18 protein-coding genes are annotated in these 16,107 nt (G+C 50.6%); 3 read left to right on the top strand and 15 right to left on the bottom strand.

What is annotated here, in order from left to right; genetic code table 11:
• Window positions 1-19: 19 nt before the first annotated feature.
• From hflD to cspD, 4 genes are all read right to left on the bottom strand, one after another.
• Window positions 20-640 carry a high frequency lysogenization protein HflD gene (gene hflD / locus AC4IE8_RS15340; protein WP_068995299.1) on the bottom strand — a complete coding sequence of 207 codons (621 nt, stop codon included), beginning with the start codon at window positions 638-640 and terminating at the stop codon, window positions 20-22.
• Window positions 641-732: 92 nt separating this feature from the next.
• Window positions 733-1,836, bottom strand: coding sequence for a tRNA 2-thiouridine(34) synthase MnmA (gene mnmA, locus AC4IE8_RS15335; protein WP_068995300.1), 1,104 nt, complete (start codon window positions 1,834-1,836; stop codon window positions 733-735).
• A complete protein-coding gene (locus AC4IE8_RS15330) occupies window positions 1,820-2,407 on the bottom strand; it encodes a pseudouridine synthase (RefSeq protein ID WP_068995301.1) in 588 nt (195 codons plus the stop codon). The genes mnmA and AC4IE8_RS15330 overlap by 17 nt, the downstream gene beginning before the upstream one ends.
• A gap of 200 nt (window positions 2,408-2,607) precedes the next feature.
• Window positions 2,608-2,832 (bottom strand): cold shock domain-containing protein CspD, encoded by a 225-nt coding sequence (cspD, locus tag AC4IE8_RS15325; protein ID WP_068995302.1) that lies wholly within the window; start codon window positions 2,830-2,832, stop codon window positions 2,608-2,610.
• Between the two features lie 874 nt (window positions 2,833-3,706).
• On the opposite strand from cspD, the gene clpS reads away from it, so the two are divergent.
• Both clpS and clpA read left to right on the top strand, forming a co-directional pair.
• A complete protein-coding gene (gene clpS, locus AC4IE8_RS15320) occupies window positions 3,707-4,027 on the top strand; it encodes an ATP-dependent Clp protease adapter ClpS (protein ID WP_068995303.1) in 321 nt (106 codons plus the stop codon).
• 22 nt (window positions 4,028-4,049) lie between these two features.
• Window positions 4,050-6,323 (top strand): ATP-dependent Clp protease ATP-binding subunit ClpA, encoded by a 2,274-nt coding sequence (gene clpA / locus AC4IE8_RS15315; RefSeq protein ID WP_068995304.1) that lies wholly within the window; start codon window positions 4,050-4,052, stop codon window positions 6,321-6,323.
• A 6-nt stretch (window positions 6,324-6,329) separates the two neighbouring features.
• Here the strand turns inward: clpA and infA are convergent, their stop codons facing one another.
• From infA to AC4IE8_RS15290, 5 genes are all read right to left on the bottom strand, one after another.
• Window positions 6,330-6,548 (bottom strand): translation initiation factor IF-1, encoded by a 219-nt coding sequence (gene infA / locus AC4IE8_RS15310; protein WP_068995306.1) that lies wholly within the window; start codon window positions 6,546-6,548, stop codon window positions 6,330-6,332.
• Window positions 6,549-6,923: 375 nt separating this feature from the next.
• Window positions 6,924-7,997, bottom strand: a complete 1,074-nt coding sequence (locus AC4IE8_RS15305; protein WP_068995308.1) for a DUF2333 family protein — start codon at window positions 7,995-7,997, stop codon at window positions 6,924-6,926.
• 154 nt (window positions 7,998-8,151) lie between these two features.
• Window positions 8,152-9,054: a heme o synthase gene (gene cyoE / locus AC4IE8_RS15300; protein WP_490791396.1), complete on the bottom strand. Its 903-nt coding sequence runs from the start codon at window positions 9,052-9,054 to the stop codon at window positions 8,152-8,154.
• Window positions 9,041-9,685 carry a redox-active disulfide-containing membrane protein gene (locus tag AC4IE8_RS15295; RefSeq protein WP_068995311.1) on the bottom strand — a complete coding sequence of 215 codons (645 nt, stop codon included), beginning with the start codon at window positions 9,683-9,685 and terminating at the stop codon, window positions 9,041-9,043. The genes cyoE and AC4IE8_RS15295 overlap by 14 nt, the downstream gene beginning before the upstream one ends.
• The gene (locus tag AC4IE8_RS15290) at window positions 9,682-10,362 is read right to left on the bottom strand and encodes an SURF1 family protein (protein WP_490791395.1); all 681 of its coding nucleotides are present in this window, start codon (window positions 10,360-10,362) and stop codon (window positions 9,682-9,684) included. Before AC4IE8_RS15290 ends, AC4IE8_RS15295 begins: the two co-directional genes overlap by 4 nt.
• Window positions 10,363-10,494: 132 nt before the next feature.
• On the opposite strand from AC4IE8_RS15290, the gene AC4IE8_RS15285 reads away from it, so the two are divergent.
• A complete protein-coding gene (locus tag AC4IE8_RS15285) occupies window positions 10,495-10,716 on the top strand; it encodes a twin transmembrane helix small protein (RefSeq protein ID WP_490791394.1) in 222 nt (73 codons plus the stop codon).
• A 28-nt stretch (window positions 10,717-10,744) separates the two neighbouring features.
• On the opposite strand, the gene AC4IE8_RS15280 is transcribed toward AC4IE8_RS15285, so the two are convergent.
• The 6 genes from AC4IE8_RS15280 to AC4IE8_RS15255 are packed head-to-tail and all read right to left on the bottom strand — an operon-like array spanning window position 10,745 to window position 15,746.
• Window positions 10,745-11,617 (bottom strand): cytochrome c oxidase subunit 3, encoded by an 873-nt coding sequence (locus AC4IE8_RS15280; protein ID WP_068995315.1) that lies wholly within the window; start codon window positions 11,615-11,617, stop codon window positions 10,745-10,747.
• A gap of 47 nt (window positions 11,618-11,664) precedes the next feature.
• On the bottom strand, window positions 11,665-12,291 hold the full coding sequence (locus AC4IE8_RS15275; RefSeq protein WP_068995317.1) for a cytochrome c oxidase assembly protein: 627 nt from the start codon (window positions 12,289-12,291) through the stop codon (window positions 11,665-11,667).
• A complete protein-coding gene (locus AC4IE8_RS15270; protein WP_201258737.1) occupies window positions 12,288-12,440 on the bottom strand; it encodes a hypothetical protein in 153 nt (50 codons plus the stop codon). The genes AC4IE8_RS15275 and AC4IE8_RS15270 overlap by 4 nt, the downstream gene beginning before the upstream one ends.
• A gap of 14 nt (window positions 12,441-12,454) precedes the next feature.
• On the bottom strand, window positions 12,455-14,050 hold the full coding sequence (gene ctaD, locus AC4IE8_RS15265) for a cytochrome c oxidase subunit I (RefSeq protein ID WP_068995318.1): 1,596 nt from the start codon (window positions 14,048-14,050) through the stop codon (window positions 12,455-12,457).
• Between the two features lie 14 nt (window positions 14,051-14,064).
• Complete coding sequence (coxB, locus tag AC4IE8_RS15260) at window positions 14,065-15,219, bottom strand: cytochrome c oxidase subunit II (RefSeq protein ID WP_083226280.1); 1,155 nt, start codon at window positions 15,217-15,219, stop codon at window positions 14,065-14,067.
• A gap of 47 nt (window positions 15,220-15,266) precedes the next feature.
• Window positions 15,267-15,746: a DUF2244 domain-containing protein gene (locus AC4IE8_RS15255; protein ID WP_068995319.1), complete on the bottom strand. Its 480-nt coding sequence runs from the start codon at window positions 15,744-15,746 to the stop codon at window positions 15,267-15,269.
• Window positions 15,747-16,107 lie beyond the last annotated feature (361 nt).

The following is a 16,107-nucleotide window of genomic DNA, read 5'->3' as shown; positions in this document are numbered from 1 at the left end:
AGCCCGAACTTGGCGGAAATCAGAGTTTGTCGAGGAGGGTTTTGCAGTGATCGATGTAGGTGCTTCGGCTGAACAGCAGATGCCGGCGGCGACCCCCTGTCTGGCGCCACAACATGGCAGATCGAATACCGGACAACAGCAGCGCTCGAATACGATTCACGTTGTCGCTATTTTGCAGGTAGATGGTCTCCCCACTCACCATGATTCTTGGTTTGAGGGTGCTGATGTTCTCCGCATAGATATCGGCCAGTGCACCCAGGATATTGCTGTGGGTGGCGGGAAAGTGAATCAGACGGGCGGCAGTTTCGGTGATTCCGACCCTGATCTTGTCCAGACGTTGACGATGTTTACTGAGCTTACGCTCCAACTGGATCAAACTCAGAACATATCGGGTCAACTCATCATCCCGGGTATCGGTTGCACTGAGTTGTTTGTAGGTCAGCTTTAATCCCGGCGCGATATTTTCCAGACTGCCATAGACGTCGACCACACTGTGCGCGTCGAGTTGAAAGAGACTGTTGATACTGGCAGAGATTTTTTCAGTACTGATCAGACCTTTACGGGCAACCTGCTGGACCTGGCCAGCGGCCTGAAAAATACCCGATAAGGCGATGACGCGATCACTATCCTGAAACTTCATGCTGTTCCTGATTGAAGGTTGATTGGAGTTGATATTCTACCATATCGGATTGAGGCGCCTGCTCAGTGCGTAGCGAGTGGGCCACTAGGTGTTCAGGGGGAGGGGGCATCCGTTGATTCGATTATTCCGCCTCCAAGGCAGACCTGATCGTCATACAACACCAGGGATTGGCCGGGTGTTGCTGCACGTTGAGGTGAATCGAAGACCACTTCGCAAAACCCATTCTCCATGGGATAGACCCGGCACGACTGCAACGGCTGACGATGTCGGATCCTGGCCATCGATTGGATCGCTCCAGACGGCGCCCTGCCTTCCACCCAATGGAGCTGCCCGCAGATCAGTTTCTGGCTCATCAACAGAGGGTGTTGATGGCCTTGAACCGCAATCAGTACATTACGATCAAGATCTTTCGCGGCGACAAACCAGGGCGCTTCTGCCGCATCCCTGCGGCCACCGATACCCAGACCCTGACGCTGGCCCAGGGTGTAGTACATCAGACCCTGGTGTTTGCCGATCGTATGGCCTTCTGAGTCTTCGATTACGCCGGGTTTTGCCGGTAAAAAACGTTGCAGAAAGTCGCGGAATTTACGTTCACCGATGAAACAGATGCCGGTGCTGTCCTTCTTTTTATGATTGGGGAAGCCGGCCTGTTCAGCGATCTCCCTGACCTCTGTTTTGCTCAACCGGCCGAGCGGGAAGAGGCTTTTTGAAAGCGCCTGCTGACCCAGCATATAGAGGAAATAGGTCTGGTCCTTGCCTTCATCCAATGCACGGGTCAGGTGGAAATACTCCCTATCCTTTGAAACGGATGCGTAGTGGCCTGTGGCTATTGCATGGGCCTGCAGCTGCTCCGTTGCATAGTCGAGAAATGCCTTGAACTTGATCTCCCGGTTACACAGTACATCTGGATTGGGGGTTCTGCCGGCTCCGTACTCCTGCAAAAAATAGGCAAATACCCGGTCCCAGTACTCACTTGAAAAATTGATGGTGTGCAGAGGAATGCTTAATCGGTCGGCAACCGCCTGGGCATCCGCCAGATCCACGGCTGCCGAGCAGTAGTCCTTATCATCATCCTCTTCCCAGTTTTTCATGAAGAGTCCTTCCACCTCATAACCCTGCTGTTGCAACAACAGGGCGGCGACCGATGAGTCGACACCACCGGAAAGACCGACAATTACCTTAGCTTTTTCTGACATGCTTGTGCTTGTTTCTCTGAACCTTGAGTTTTGCCGGTTGGTTCTCCAGCATGACCCATTCCCCGGGTTGTAGATGTTTCAACCGCCATCTACCGATCGAGGTGCGAATCAGCCTCAGGGTAGGGTGGCCGATACTGGCCGTCATACGACGTACCTGACGGTTTCTCCCTTCCTGGAGTGCGATTTCAAGCCATTGGGTGGGTATCCTGGCGCGAAACCGCACCGGGGGATTTCTCGGCCATAGGGTCGGTTCGGCAATCTTTCTGACCTTTGCCGGCAGGGTGGGGCCATCCTTCAACACCACTCCCTGTTTCAACTGCTCGATACTCTGTTCACTGGGAATCCCTTCCACCTGCACCCAGTAAGTTTTCCAAGTCTTTTTCCCGGGGCGGGTGATCTGCTGCTGTAATTTGCCATCATCGGTGAGGAGTACCAGGCCTTCACTATCCCGGTCCAATCGGCCGGCGGCATAGACCCCTTTGGTTTTGATGAAGTCAGCCAGCGTTGGGCGTCCCTGGCCGTCGGTAAACTGGGTCAGAACACCGAAAGGTTTGTTAAGCAGAATCAACATTCGAGGGGAGCTGGGTGGTCGAGTTCCATACTGAAAACCGTATGGTATCGGTTGTAGCCGAGCCTGGAAACAGTCCGTGGCGTTTATAACCTCGAATCCATGCTTAAGGATTGAGAAACCGGGTGGAGTAGACGTAAAAAAGCCGGGATAGCTAGGCTATACCGGCTTTTGAACAGGAAAACTGTATCAGCGGATGATACTTAGGATTGATCACCACTGGCAGCAACTTTTTGAATATTGGTTGCATGCAGACCTTTCGGACCCTGGCTAATATCAAATTGGACTTTCTGGCCCTCTTTCAGTGTTTTGTATCCATCCATATCAATTGATGAGAAATGGACAAAAACATCTTGATCTCCATCTTCTGGGGTTACAAAACCGTAGCCCTTGGCGTTGTTAAACCACTTTACGACTCCAGTCGCCATAGCTATTACTCCTCACTATATACGCAAGCCCAGGTGTGGTGGATCGCTCATTGCGGGTTGCGAGATCAGACTGCTTTCTGATCTGAGGCGAGTCAATCACTGCAACTCACAAGGTTGTTATATTTAGCAGAGAGGCACGAAACTACTCTGTCCACCAGCCTAAGCATCAACCTTTGGAAAAAAATGCTTAGACCGTCAAATCAACGGCCAAAAAAACCAGTGCTCTGGTCCTCTAATCGGAACCATTCTCAACACTGTAGATTGAAGTATAGTGTGCAGATCTTGTGGGTCAACAAATATCTGACTTTTAACAGTAAATTGTAATTTTTATAGGTAAATACCCTAATCTTTTTAACCTCGTTATCCAGGCTTACCCTTAAGCGTTGCCGGTCACTATCCGCGCCTGATTTCAATTAAGGCTATTGCCAATGGAACTGGTTTCGAGCAAAACATTACATCAATCATGAGTTCAGGCGGGATATTTTTTCCATCACCTCTTGAATTGAGGGTAGGCGGCCACAATATTATTTTGAGACTCCCGCTCAGTGACTTCTGCTGGGTTTCCTGGCAGATGGAAGATAGTAGGATCCAACTTGATTTTATTTGTTGAGGGTTCGGAGCTTTTTCTATTTCCAATGGTCAATCCTAGGAACGGTCAGATTTGTTAATAGTATTTAAATTATTGAAACGGAGAAATTAGGCGGAAATTACTGGTCTGCTGGAGATCACAAGCACTGGATTTGTGGTTTAAAATCCCTCTCTTTTTGCTGCAGAGATTGGTTTGATGACAATGGATAGCAGGGCCAGGACAAACAAGTAATCCGTAAAATAATTCCACTTTTCAGGCTCGGCAAGCCTGCTAGAATCACCCTTTATGAGCGATAGAGAACAAAACTCACATGACGATGGTCTAGCATTAGAGGAGGCGTCTCCCAAACTAAAAAGACCGCCACTGTATAAGGTTATTATCCTCAACGACGACTATACCCCTATGGAGTTCGTGGTTCAGGTATTGGAAACCTTCTTTAATATGGACCGGGAGAAGGCTACCCGGGTAATGCTGCATGTACATACCCGAGGTGTAGGTGTCTGTGGTGTATTCACCAAAGACATTGCCGAGACCAAGGTCTCACAGGTTAACGACTACTCACGTAGCAACCAGCATCCGCTGATGTGCACCATGGAAGAGACCTGAGCGGTACTGACGGAGTTTTAAGATGTTGAACAAAGAGCTGGAATTCACGCTAAATCAGGCCTTTAAAAGTGCTAAAGAGCGACTGCATGAGTTCATGACTGTGGATCATCTGTTACTCGCGTTGCTGGATAACCCTTCAGCAGTTACCGTGCTGCGTGCCTGTGGCGCCGATATTGAAAAGATGCGGCAGAAAATACGCAGCTTTGTCGATGAGACCACACCGTTGATCCCTGATGGGGATGATCGGGAGATTCAACCCACCCTGGGTTTTCAGCGGGTTTTACAGCGTGCGGTATTCCATGTTCAGTCCTCCGGTAAGAATGAAGTCACCGGCGCCAATGTACTGGTGGCAATTTTCAATGAACAGGATTCCCAGGCGGTATTTTTTCTGAATGAGCAGAAGGTAAGTCGACTGGATGTGGTCAACTACATCTCACACGGCATCTCGAAACTGGACGAAGTGGGCCATGAAGAGACGCCTGTGGAACTCTCCAGTGAGAACAAGGGTGAGGAACAGGCAAGTGCCCTCGACAACTATGCGACCAACCTCAACCACCTGGCGGAACAGGGCAAGATCGATCCACTGATCGGCAGGCACAATGAGATCGAACGCACCATCCAGATACTCTGCAGACGGCGTAAGAACAACCCTCTGCTGGTCGGTGAAGCGGGTGTTGGTAAAACCGCAATTGCAGAAGGATTGGCAAAAAAGATTGTCGATTCCGAGGTGCCGGATATTCTGGCGACCGCCACCATCTACGCGTTGGACCTGGGTACCCTGGTAGCCGGTACAAAATATCGGGGTGATTTCGAAAAGCGCCTGAAAGCTGTTCTGGCAGAACTCAAGCAGAAAAAAGATGTGGTGCTGTTCATCGATGAGATCCATACCATCATCGGAGCCGGAGCCGCATCCGGTGGGGTTATGGATGCCTCGAATCTGATCAAACCGGTGCTGGCCTCCGGTGAGCTGCGCTGCATCGGTTCTACCACCTATCAGGAATTCCGCGGAATTTTTGAGAAGGACCGGGCGCTGGCCCGCCGTTTCCAGAAGATCGATGTGGAAGAGCCTACCGTTGAAGAGACGATTGAGATCCTGAAAGGTCTTAAATCCCGTTTCGAGGAGCACCACAACATCGAGTACACACAGGATGCGCTGAACAGTGCTGCTGAATTGTCTGACAAATACATCAACGACCGACATCTGCCTGATAAGGCAATCGATGTGATTGATGAGGCGGGTGCAAACGTGCAGCTGCAGCCGGAGGATGAGCGCAGAAAGATTATCGATGTGGACGAAGTTGAGGCAATTGTTGCCAAAATCGCTCGAATTCCACCGAAAAAGGTCTCCATGTCCGATACTGAATCCCTGCGTAATCTGACCAGAGATCTGAAGATGGTGGTGTTTGGTCAGGATCCGGCAATCGAGGCATTGACCGCTGCGATTCGTATGAACCGCTCCGGTCTGGTCAACGAAGGTCGTCCGGTTGGTTCGTTCCTGTTTACCGGGCCTACCGGTGTTGGTAAGACCGAGATCACCCGGCAGCTGGCCAGAATCTTGAGCATGGAGCTGATCCGTTTCGACATGTCTGAGTACATGGAGCGGCATACCGTATCAAGACTGATCGGTGCGCCTCCGGGCTATGTGGGATTTGATCAAGGTGGTCTGCTGACCGAAGAGATCGCCAAACACCCACACTGTGTCCTGTTGCTCGATGAGATCGAAAAGGCCCATCCGGATGTGTTCAATCTGCTGCTACAGGTGATGGATCACGGCACCCTGACCGATAACAATGGGCGCAAGGCCGATTTCAGGAATGTGGTGATTGTGATGACCACCAATGCCGGTGCTCAGGAGATGAGTCGCTCATCCATCGGTTTCAGTAAACAGGACCATACCACTGACGGCATGGAAGTGATCAAAAAGATGTTTACACCTGAATTCAGAAACCGACTCGATGCCATCATTCAGTTCTCCGGATTGACGCCGGAACATATCGCCAAGGTTGTGGACAAGTTTGTCTTTGAGCTGGAAGGTCAGCTACAGGAGAAGCATGTCAATCTGATCGTCGAAGCTGAAACAAGAGTCTGGCTTGCGGAGCATGGATATGATCCACAGATGGGTGCTCGACCTATGGCCCGCTTGATTCAGGACGAAATTAAGAAGCCCCTCGCTGAAGAGTTGCTGTTCGGAAAGCTGTCTACGGGTGGGGCCGTCAGGGTGGATGTCGCGGAAGACAAGCTGGTTTTCGATATCGAGGGCGAGCAGGTTGCCGATACCTCGATCGACGAAGGCTGATCGGCCTCAGCGAGCACGATAGGTGATGCGGCCCTTGGTCAGGTCGTAAGGTGTCAGCTGCACGGTAACCTTATCGCCGGTAAGGATACGAATGTAGTGTTTACGCATTTTGCCTGAAATATGGGCAGTCACCACATGGCCGTTTTCCAATTCCACGCGGAACATGGTGTTGGGCAGAGTCTCGACAACCGTGCCTTCCATCTCGATAAAATCTTCTTTCGCCATACTATCTTTATACTCAATATTGTGTGGGCCCCAACAGAGGGCTCTCAAAAAACGGGCGGATTATACCACAGGGCCCGCAACTGAAGTGCGCCATTATCAGTATATTTGCGCGTATGGCAAGTGATTCTGCATCATTCCGTCGGTTGCGGGTGTGTAAATTCCCCGATGACGATCCAGCATGATGCTGTTTTTATGGCTTTTCCCAGAGCTGACCAGCTTTCTTGTGGTGTTTGACGCGGCATGACACGGCTGTGCCGTAATCGTCTTTTTCTACATAACTTTCTGATATTGCTCTATAGAATCCACATAGGGGATAAATAGGTTTAACGTCTTTGAGTTGCGAATTTTACAAATGTTAAATAACAGGCCCGAGTGTCAGCCCTGGCTGAGGAGGTTTCGCAAATCGATTACTGCGGCGTTGGCCCTGGAAATGTAGGAGGCCATCACCAGCGAGTAGTTGGCGAACATGCCGAATCCTTTCCCATTCAATACCACAGGACTGCTGATCGGTGCCTGGCTGGCTTCCAGTTCACGGATGATCTGTCGCAAACTGACCAGGGCGTTCTTTTTGCGCAGGATTTCGTAGAAATCGATCTCCACAGCCTGCAGGAAGTGAATCAGCGCCCAGGTCGAGCCTCTGGCTTCATAGAAAACGTCGTCGATCTCCAACCAGGGGGTCTGTACCCTCATCTGCTCGTTGGTGGCTGTGGATTGGGAGGCCGAAGGGTCACCTGCCAGATCGGTATTGATCCGCTGTTGCCCGACACTGGCACTCAAACGCTGAGAAAGACTGCCCAGCCTTTTTTCCACCACGGCAAGCCAATCCCGCAGATTATCAGCCCTGGCATAAAACTGGGTGTTTTGATTGCCATCGGCGGAGAGCCCTTTCAGATAGCGCTCCAGTGCCTCAATACCCTGTCGGTATTCACCTTCGGTGGATGGGAATATCCAGGAATCATTGCTGTAGTTGAATTGGGGCTCAGCAATCGCGAGATCCTTGTTTTCCAGCGATTGGGATTGGGAACGGCTCATATCGTTTCGCAACGAACGAGCCAGATCCCTGACCTGGGTCAGCACGCCGAACTCCCAATTCGGCATGTTGTCGAGAAACAGACTGGGAGGTGTGATGTCGTTACTCAGATAGCCGCCGGATTTATCTAGCAAGGTTTTGATTGCCGTCAGCAGGGTCATGGTGGTGTAGGAGCCGGTTACCGGTTTCAGCTCCAGTTCCGCCAGTTTGTCGTTACTGTGGCTACGCACATCGAACGGCGGCGGCATGATGCTCCAGTAGACTCCCAGCAGAAACAGGATGATGATCAGTGTGATGGTGGCTAAGCCACTCGCCCAGAGCTTACCTTTCTCCTGCAGAGTACGGGGATGGTAGAGGGATAAGGTACGATTGAACACTGCCACTGTTTGGCGGGCAATCCTGGCGAAACTGTCCTTCACTGATGACCTTCCTTTCATTGAGATTGAACTATTCCCTGGTACAGGCTGCCAACGGTAAATTTTACAACCCGCAAGGAACTATCTCACGATTCTCTTGGAGACATACTCTATATGGTGTCGTGAGCTTGAGATTTCAAGCTCATTTTACAACTGTTCAGATCAGCATGATGTAGTGATCTGCCAGCAACAGGGTGAAGAGCAGGCTCAAATAGAGGATTGAGTAGCCAAAGGTTTTCATGGCATGGGTACGACCTGGGCTATGCAGCAGTTTGACTGCGTGATAGACGAAACCGATCCCGAGCGCAATGGCGCCGCTCAGATAGAGATAGCCGCTCATATGGACCACGAAGGGCAGCAGAGTGACAGCCAGCAACATGATGCTATAGATCAGAATCTGCTGCTTGGTAAAGTCGATACCATGGGTTACCGGCAACATTGGAATGTCAGCCCTGGCATAGTCATCGCGCCGGTGAATCGCCAGAGGCCAGAAGTGAGGGGGGGTCCATACAAAGATGATCAACATCAGCAGAAAGGCCTCGATGGTCACCTCGCCGGTAATCGCAGCCCAACCGAGCAGTGGCGGTGCAGCGCCGGCCAAGCCGCCCCAGACGATATTTTGCGGTGTCGTACGTTTCAGAAATCGGGTATAGATCAGTGCATAGCCGATCAGCGCCAGGAATGTCAGCAGTGCTGTCAGCGGATTCACCAGAAAGTAGAGCATGGAGATCGAAACCGTACCCAGCAACAAAGCAAAACTACCGGCATGCTGGCTGTCCATATGGCCGCTGGGGATTGGTCGACGCTGGGTGCGGTCCATCATTTTATCAATCCGCTGATCGACAATATGGTTGACCACCGCCCCGCAGGCAGCTGCCAAAGAGATACCGAGCAGTCCGAACAGCATTGGTTGCCAGGGGACTAAACCTTGTTTTGACAGCAGCATACCGACCAGTGCAGTAAAGGCGATCAACAACACCACCTTGGGTTTGGTCAGTTCATAGTAGTGTTGCCAGGCAAATCCAACGGATTGGCGAGCGGTAAGATCACTGGTGGCCATATTGACCTCCTTGGGACCAGGTTTGTGAGGCCTTGAGTAGGCGTTCCAGATCTTTGAGAATCTGTTTGGAAGTGACCTGTGGGGTGTCATAACGCATCATCAAATCACCTCTGGGATCGATTACAAAGATCGGTACGCTATCTTCAAATTCGGCTTGTGGAAAGAGTGTTCTAACGGCGTTCTGCTGGTCATCATCGGGTATCAGCAGATGGGTGCCTTCAAGGCCGTCGAGGGAGGGTGTCTGCAGACTTCCGTCACTCCCCGGCAGAATGATCAGCCCACGGGCAATGCGCTGTCTGTTGGCCGCCGTAGCTCTACGTATCTGGCGAACTTTGATCAGGGTTTCCAGGCAGGCCGCATCACAACTCCGTTCGCTGATCACCAGCAGTGTCCACATGCCTTCAAGGGTCTGCCAGTCAAAACTCGATTGATCGGTTGTCTTGAGATCGATTGATGCCACCGCTCTGGGCGGATCGATCAACACCCCATGATGTGTCCTGCCTGAGGGGAGCCATTGTGGATTCAGAAAATACAGCCAGGCGGCGATCAGTGGTAGCGCAGTAATCCCAACCAGGATCCATAGCGAGGTCAGATTGCGTGAAGTAGGGGGTTGTTGGGCCAGGCTGTTCATGTAGTTTCGCTCGCCACTTTTTGATACGAGAGACGTAGCCAGACAAGCAGGGCGATGATGGCAAACGCAAACCACTGGATAGCATAGCCGATATGCATCAGATCACTGACTTTCGGTGTTGGCCATTGGCGGATGAAATCCTGATCATCTTTAGATGTCTGCAGTACCAGTATCGGTAGTACCTCCAAACCTGACCATTGACGATAACGCTCCAGAGTCAGATAGGGCCAGCGTGGCGGGAACTGACTGTCGTCGTCGATTGGTGTAAGCTCTATGGCCGGGGCTTGGGGAATGGTGATCTCCCCACTTATCTTCAACTGACCACGGCTGTTGATCAGTAAACCGCTGTCTGTGGAAGGCGTTTCTGCGGTCCAGCCACGATTTACCAGAACCAGTTCACCGCTGGCTGAGAGTTGCAGTGGCGTCACCACATGAAATCCGGTTTTACCCAAGTGTTTGCGGTTGGCAATGAAGATGGTCTTCTCTGTCAGGAATTCACCTTGCAGATTTACCTGTCTGTATAGAAGCTGATCCGCTTCAGGGCGTGCAGATACGGTTAGCGAGATGGGGGGCATCTTACGGCGCATCTCCAAAGCAGTCGCCTGGTTGCGTTTCTGCTCGGCGCGCTCGAGTTGCCAGAATCCGAGACTGCATAATAGGGGAGTTACTATTACCATAACAACTGTAGGGATTGTTTGAGCGCGAAATTGCCGGGTACTGCGTGTCATAACAACTATATTCAAATTATCCTAAATTAAAACAGTACTGAAGATCGGTATTTCATCGGTACCTCAGAAGAGGGAATAATTGTGGACATTATCTTTAAGTTACCTGTACTTCTGGTTCTGTTATTCATTCTCATCTCCCTCTTTCAGGGAATGTACTACATGGCGAAGGATGACGGTAAGAACAGTAGCACCCGTGTGGTACGCGCCTTGACCATCCGGGTGACACTCTCGTTACTGTTGTTCGCCATTCTCATGGCCGGTTACTTTTTTGGGCTGCTTACACCTCATGGTCTAACATCTTGATTCATTTTGTAATGGGTGATGAGCAGGCTCACAACCAATAGACAAAAACAAACAGGCCAAGCCAAACCACATCCACAAAGTGCCAATACCAGGCCACGGCCTCGAAGGCGAAGTGGTTGTGCGCGCTGAAATGGCTTTTCATACTTCGACCCAGGATGGCCATCAGCATCACCGCTCCCATGGTTACATGAAATCCATGGAATCCAGTCAGCATATAAAAGGTTGAGCCGTAGGCTCCGGTTTCCAGTGTCAGGTTGAGCTCCTGATAGGCGTGCCCATATTCATAAGCCTGCAGGATGACGAAAAAGACCCCCAGGGCGATGGTTGCGATCAGTCCGTTTACCAGCTGCTTTTGGTTGTCCAGCTTCAAACCCCAGTGGGCCCAGGTGATGGTCGCACCGCTGGTCAGCAGTATCAGAGTATTGATTGCCGGTATACCCCAGGCACCCATCGGTAGGAAATCGCCACCCAGTTCTCCAGGCCCATGGGAGGGCCAGGCATTCTCAAATCCGTGATAGAGAATTTCGTTGGTTACACCAAGATAGCCATCGCCACCCAGCCAGGGTAGGGCGATATTCCGAATGTAGTAGAGGGCGCCAAAAAAGCTGAGAAAGAAGAATACTTCCGAGGCAATAAACCAAAACATACCCATGCGGAATGAGGTATCGACCTGACGATTGTAACAATCGCTCAAATTCTCCTTGATCACATCCCGAAACCAGCCATACAGCAGGTAGAAGAACATCAACAGGCCTGCAACCACCAGGTAGCTGCCCAGGGAGACCCCGTTCATCGCCAGAGCGCCGCCAAACAGGGTGATTAACAGTGAAAACATGCCGATGATTGGCCAGGGGCTTGGATCGGGTATGAAGTAGTCCCCACTATGCTCCTTTGCTGACATTATAATTCTCTCCCCGATATGAGTTTTGTTTGGTTGATTGTCATCGGTTATCTATTGGGTAAAGTACTTTCAGTTGCTGACTGCTTGGCAATTTGCGGTAGCAGTTCCGACAGATCAGTTTTGTTTTTTGAGGCTTTTAAACGCATAAAGCTATAGGACAGGGTAAGGGATTGAATATCCGCTGGCAGGTCAGGGGATACCATAAACCTGAGTGGCATGTCGGTCTGCTGATTGCCGGCCAGGGTCTGCTTGTTGAAACAGAAGCACTCCAGTTTGCTGAAATAGGGAGTGGCCTGCCAGGGGGCAACACTGGGAATTGCCTGTCCGGTCGCAGCATCGCCACTGCGGTTGCGGGCGACAAAATTGACTTCATAGGTCTTACCTGGATGTACCCGCATGCTGCGGGTTGTCGCCTGAAACTCCCAGGGCAGATTCGGATTTACCGTGGCATCGAATTTCACGGTTACCCACCTGTCGCTTTCAACCTGTTTGACCACTTGAAGATCTGCTGGGTTGATTTTTCGTTGAGACAGGGACTGTGTGCCTGTCACTTCACAAAACAGGTCATACAGCGGTACCAGAGCGAAACCAAAACCGAACATACCCACCACCAGGCCACTCAGCAGTAAGGTGGTGCGACGGTTCTTATTTTCTCCGGAACGCGCGTTGTTCATGGCATTGCCTGGGTGCCTACGATGCGGAACAGGCCTGTCCAAAACGGAAAGGAGGTAACCAGGAAGAAAATCGCCATGCCACCAAGCACCCAGGCCAGGCGGACATTTTTGTTTCTCAGCTCCGGTGTTTGATATCTCGGTATTCTCATTACCACTCCTGTTTCTATTTGATTTGTGGCGCTACGGTCCAGGTGTGAAATGCCGGTGGTGAATCCAACTCCCATTCCAGGCCTTTGGCGCCTTCCCAGGCTCTACTTTCCGCTTTTTTTCCACCACGAATGGTTTTAATGACGATATAGAGCAACAACAGGTGGCTAAGACCGAAAATGATTGCACCGATACTCGAGATGACATTGAACTCGGTAAACATCATGTTGTAGTCGACGATTCTTCGTGGCATGCCAGCCAGACCAAGAAAGTGTTGCGGGAAGAATGTGATGTTGAAACCGATTACATTGGTCCAGAAAAAGATTTTGCCCAAGGTCTCGTCATACATATGACCTGTCCACTTGGGTAGCCAGTAGAAAACACCGGCGAACAGTCCGAATACAGCGCCTGGCATCAATACATAGTGGAAATGGGCAACAACGAACATACTGTCGTGATACTGCATATCAGCTGGAACGACAGCCAGCATGACGCCACTCAATCCACCGAAAGTAAACATCAGAACGATCGCCACGGCAAACAGCATGGGCGTTTCAAAGGTCATGGCACCGCGCCACATGGTGGCGATGAAGTTAAAGATCATCAGACCCACCGGGATGGAGATCAGAATGGTGCCGATCATAAAGTAGGTTACTGCGCCCAATGACATTCCGATGGTGTATTGATGATGGGCCCACACCACCATACCGATTGTGGCTACTGTCAACATCGCGCCAACCATCGACTTATAGCCGAACAGGGGCTTGCGGGAAAATGCGGGAATCACATGGGAGAGCACGCCGATTGACGGTAATAGCAGGATGTAGACTTCCGGATGACCAAAGAACCAGAACAGATGTTGAAACAACACCGGGTCTCCACCACCGGCTGCATCAAAGAAACTGGTGCCGAAGTGTCTGTCAAACAGCAGCATTGTGACACCACCGGCAAGTACCGGTACTACCAGAATCAGCAGGAAAGCGGTTACCAGCCAGGTCCAGCAGAACATCGGCATGGTCATCAGAGTCATCCCTGGTGCACGCATATTTAACAGCGTAACAATAATATTGATTGAGGCCAGCACTGAGGAGATGCCCAACAGGTGGATGGCGAAGATGAGAAAATCCATCGACATGCCAACCTGAACTGACAGTGGCGGATAGAGGGTCCATCCGGTATTGATCTGTGTGCCGCCACCAGGAAAGAAGGGGACTATAAAGGAGAGAATCAACATGGTTGCAGCTGCAGGAAGGATCCAGAAGCTGAGATTGTTCATTCTCGGCAGAGCCATATCGGGTGCACCGATCATCATCGGAATCATCCAGTTTGCCAATCCTGCGGCAGCCGGCATAACCGCACCGAATATCATGATCAGGGCATGGTTGGTCACCAGATTGTTGTAGAGATCCGGATCGAGCAACTGGATACCCGGTTGGAACAGCTCCAAGCGGATCAACATGGCGCTTGCGCCACCGAGAAACAGCATTGTCAGGGCAAACAGAAGATAAAGAGTCCCGATATCTTTATGGTTGGTGCTGAACAGCCAACGTCGCCAACCTGTTGGCATATCATGATGATGCGCTTCATCGTGGTTTAAGGTGGTTGTGGTCATGTTCAAACTCTCCTCTATCTCGCCTGCTTCACATCTGAAGGTTGCACCACATCGCCTGTGTTGTTATCCCAGGCATTTCGTTCGTAGGTCACGATGGCTGCAATTTCAAGATCATTCAGTGAGCCCCAGGGTTGCATGGCAGTGCCCTCTTTACCTTTGATGACGATCTCCAGGTGGGCTTCGATGGATCCGGTTGCCATTGCCGAGCCTTTCAATGCCGGGAAGGCGGGTGGCAAGCCCACGCCGGTGACCTGGTGGCAGGCGGCACATTTTGTGTCGTATAGGGTTTTTCCTTTCGCCATCAACTCGTCCATGCTCCAGGTTTTGTCTGCGCTGGCTTCAGCCGCGGCTGCGACCTTGATGGCTTTTTGATCGTCTACCCAGGTGGCAAACTGTTGTGGCGAAACGGATTCAACCACAATCGGCATACGGGAGTGCCAGGTGCCACAGAGTTCTGCACATTGACCACGGAAAACACCCTCCCTATTGAGCTCAGCCCAGGTTTCGGTGACATATCCGGGGATGGCATCCTTCTTGACAGCCAGTTCAGGTACCCAGAAGGCGTGTAAAACGTCAGCCGAGGTGTGTAAAAAGCGAATTTTCTGTCCAGTCGGTAACACCAGGCGGTTATCGACCTCTCTCAGATAGAGATCCCCCGATTCCTTCTCTGGCACATAGCGGCTTTCCACCTTGATGCCATGATCCAGATAATCGAATTCCCACCACCACTGATGGCCGGTGACTTTGACATCCAGAATATTCTCCGCTTTCGGTACATCCCAGACTTTCTTCAATACCGCATCCGCTTTACCGGCTATGGTGAGATCCACACCCAGCACCATCACGGGAACAACAACCCAGGACCAGTTACCAAACCAGGAATTATGGAAATCCTGATCTGCCTGAAAGCCTCGGCTTTTTCGATGATAGTAGAGGGAGTAGAAGACGAAGCCGAAAACGATCAACAACAACACAGTTGTGATCTGCATCGTCAACATATGGATGTTATAGATCTCCTGGGCTACATCAGCAGCCGGAGGAGGGAAATTGATACCATATTCCGCTCTACATTTATCAGCAAAAAACACACCGGCAACTAGGATGCCGGTTAATGATGTTGTTTTAAGCTTGTATGATTGGTTATTGATCAGCTGCTGAGTTACCGACATGGGATGATTAACCTGTCGTTTAAAATTGTTATTGAACTTCATACGGCTCAGATGCCCTCGATTGCACTTTTCAGGTTGTGGGCGAGTGTTTCCCGCTCCTCTTCAATCAAATACTTTCCTACCTCGATGAATTGTCCATGGGAACCGATCAACAGCCGGCTTGGGTACCAGCCACTGGGATCACGGTTTCTGATGATCTTCAGCCAGGATTTGTGAAAACACTGTTCCGAATCGACTCGACCGCTATTGATGACTCTGACATGTTTACTGTCTATTCGGATGATCTGTTGACTATGGGCACAGCAACTTTGGCAATAGATGGAGATGCCGATCAGGAGAATCTCCAGGCCGGCAAACGGCAGCACCAGCCAGGCGCCAATCGAGTAGAAATAGACGGCAACTGTCGAGCAGCAAAAGGTAAAAAATAGAAACAACCACTTGGACTGCTGCCAAGTCAGGTTTCTGTTTGGATTGATGATGAGAACTGCTTCATCAGAATCACTGTTTTGACTATCCCTTAGGATCATCTGCTATTCCGCACATCAGTGACGGCCGGATTCTGCTAGGCGTCGTTTTATTGATCTAATCTTATTTAATAGGCCCTAGGTCCGAAGAATAAGTCATAAACCAACTAAAACGCAATAACTAAGTTAATTTGTCGAGAATTAATTAAGGCATTGATTATTAATTAGAATAATTGAATATACTTCAAAAAGGGCACAACAGCTTTCTTTATGGGGACGTCGGGTCGTGGGGAGAGGCTAGTGGGTCATGCGGAAAGTAATGTAACTAATGATGATTGAGTGTATAATTCGTTATGCGCTTAGCCAAATCATTTTCTATTTCCCCAGATGCCGCCACAACGCTGACTCAGTGGTGTCGATCCAC

The sequence above is a fragment of the Candidatus Thiodiazotropha sp. AKAK2 genome (assembly GCF_058244685.1).
This window is presented reverse-complemented; position numbering and strand designations above follow the sequence as displayed.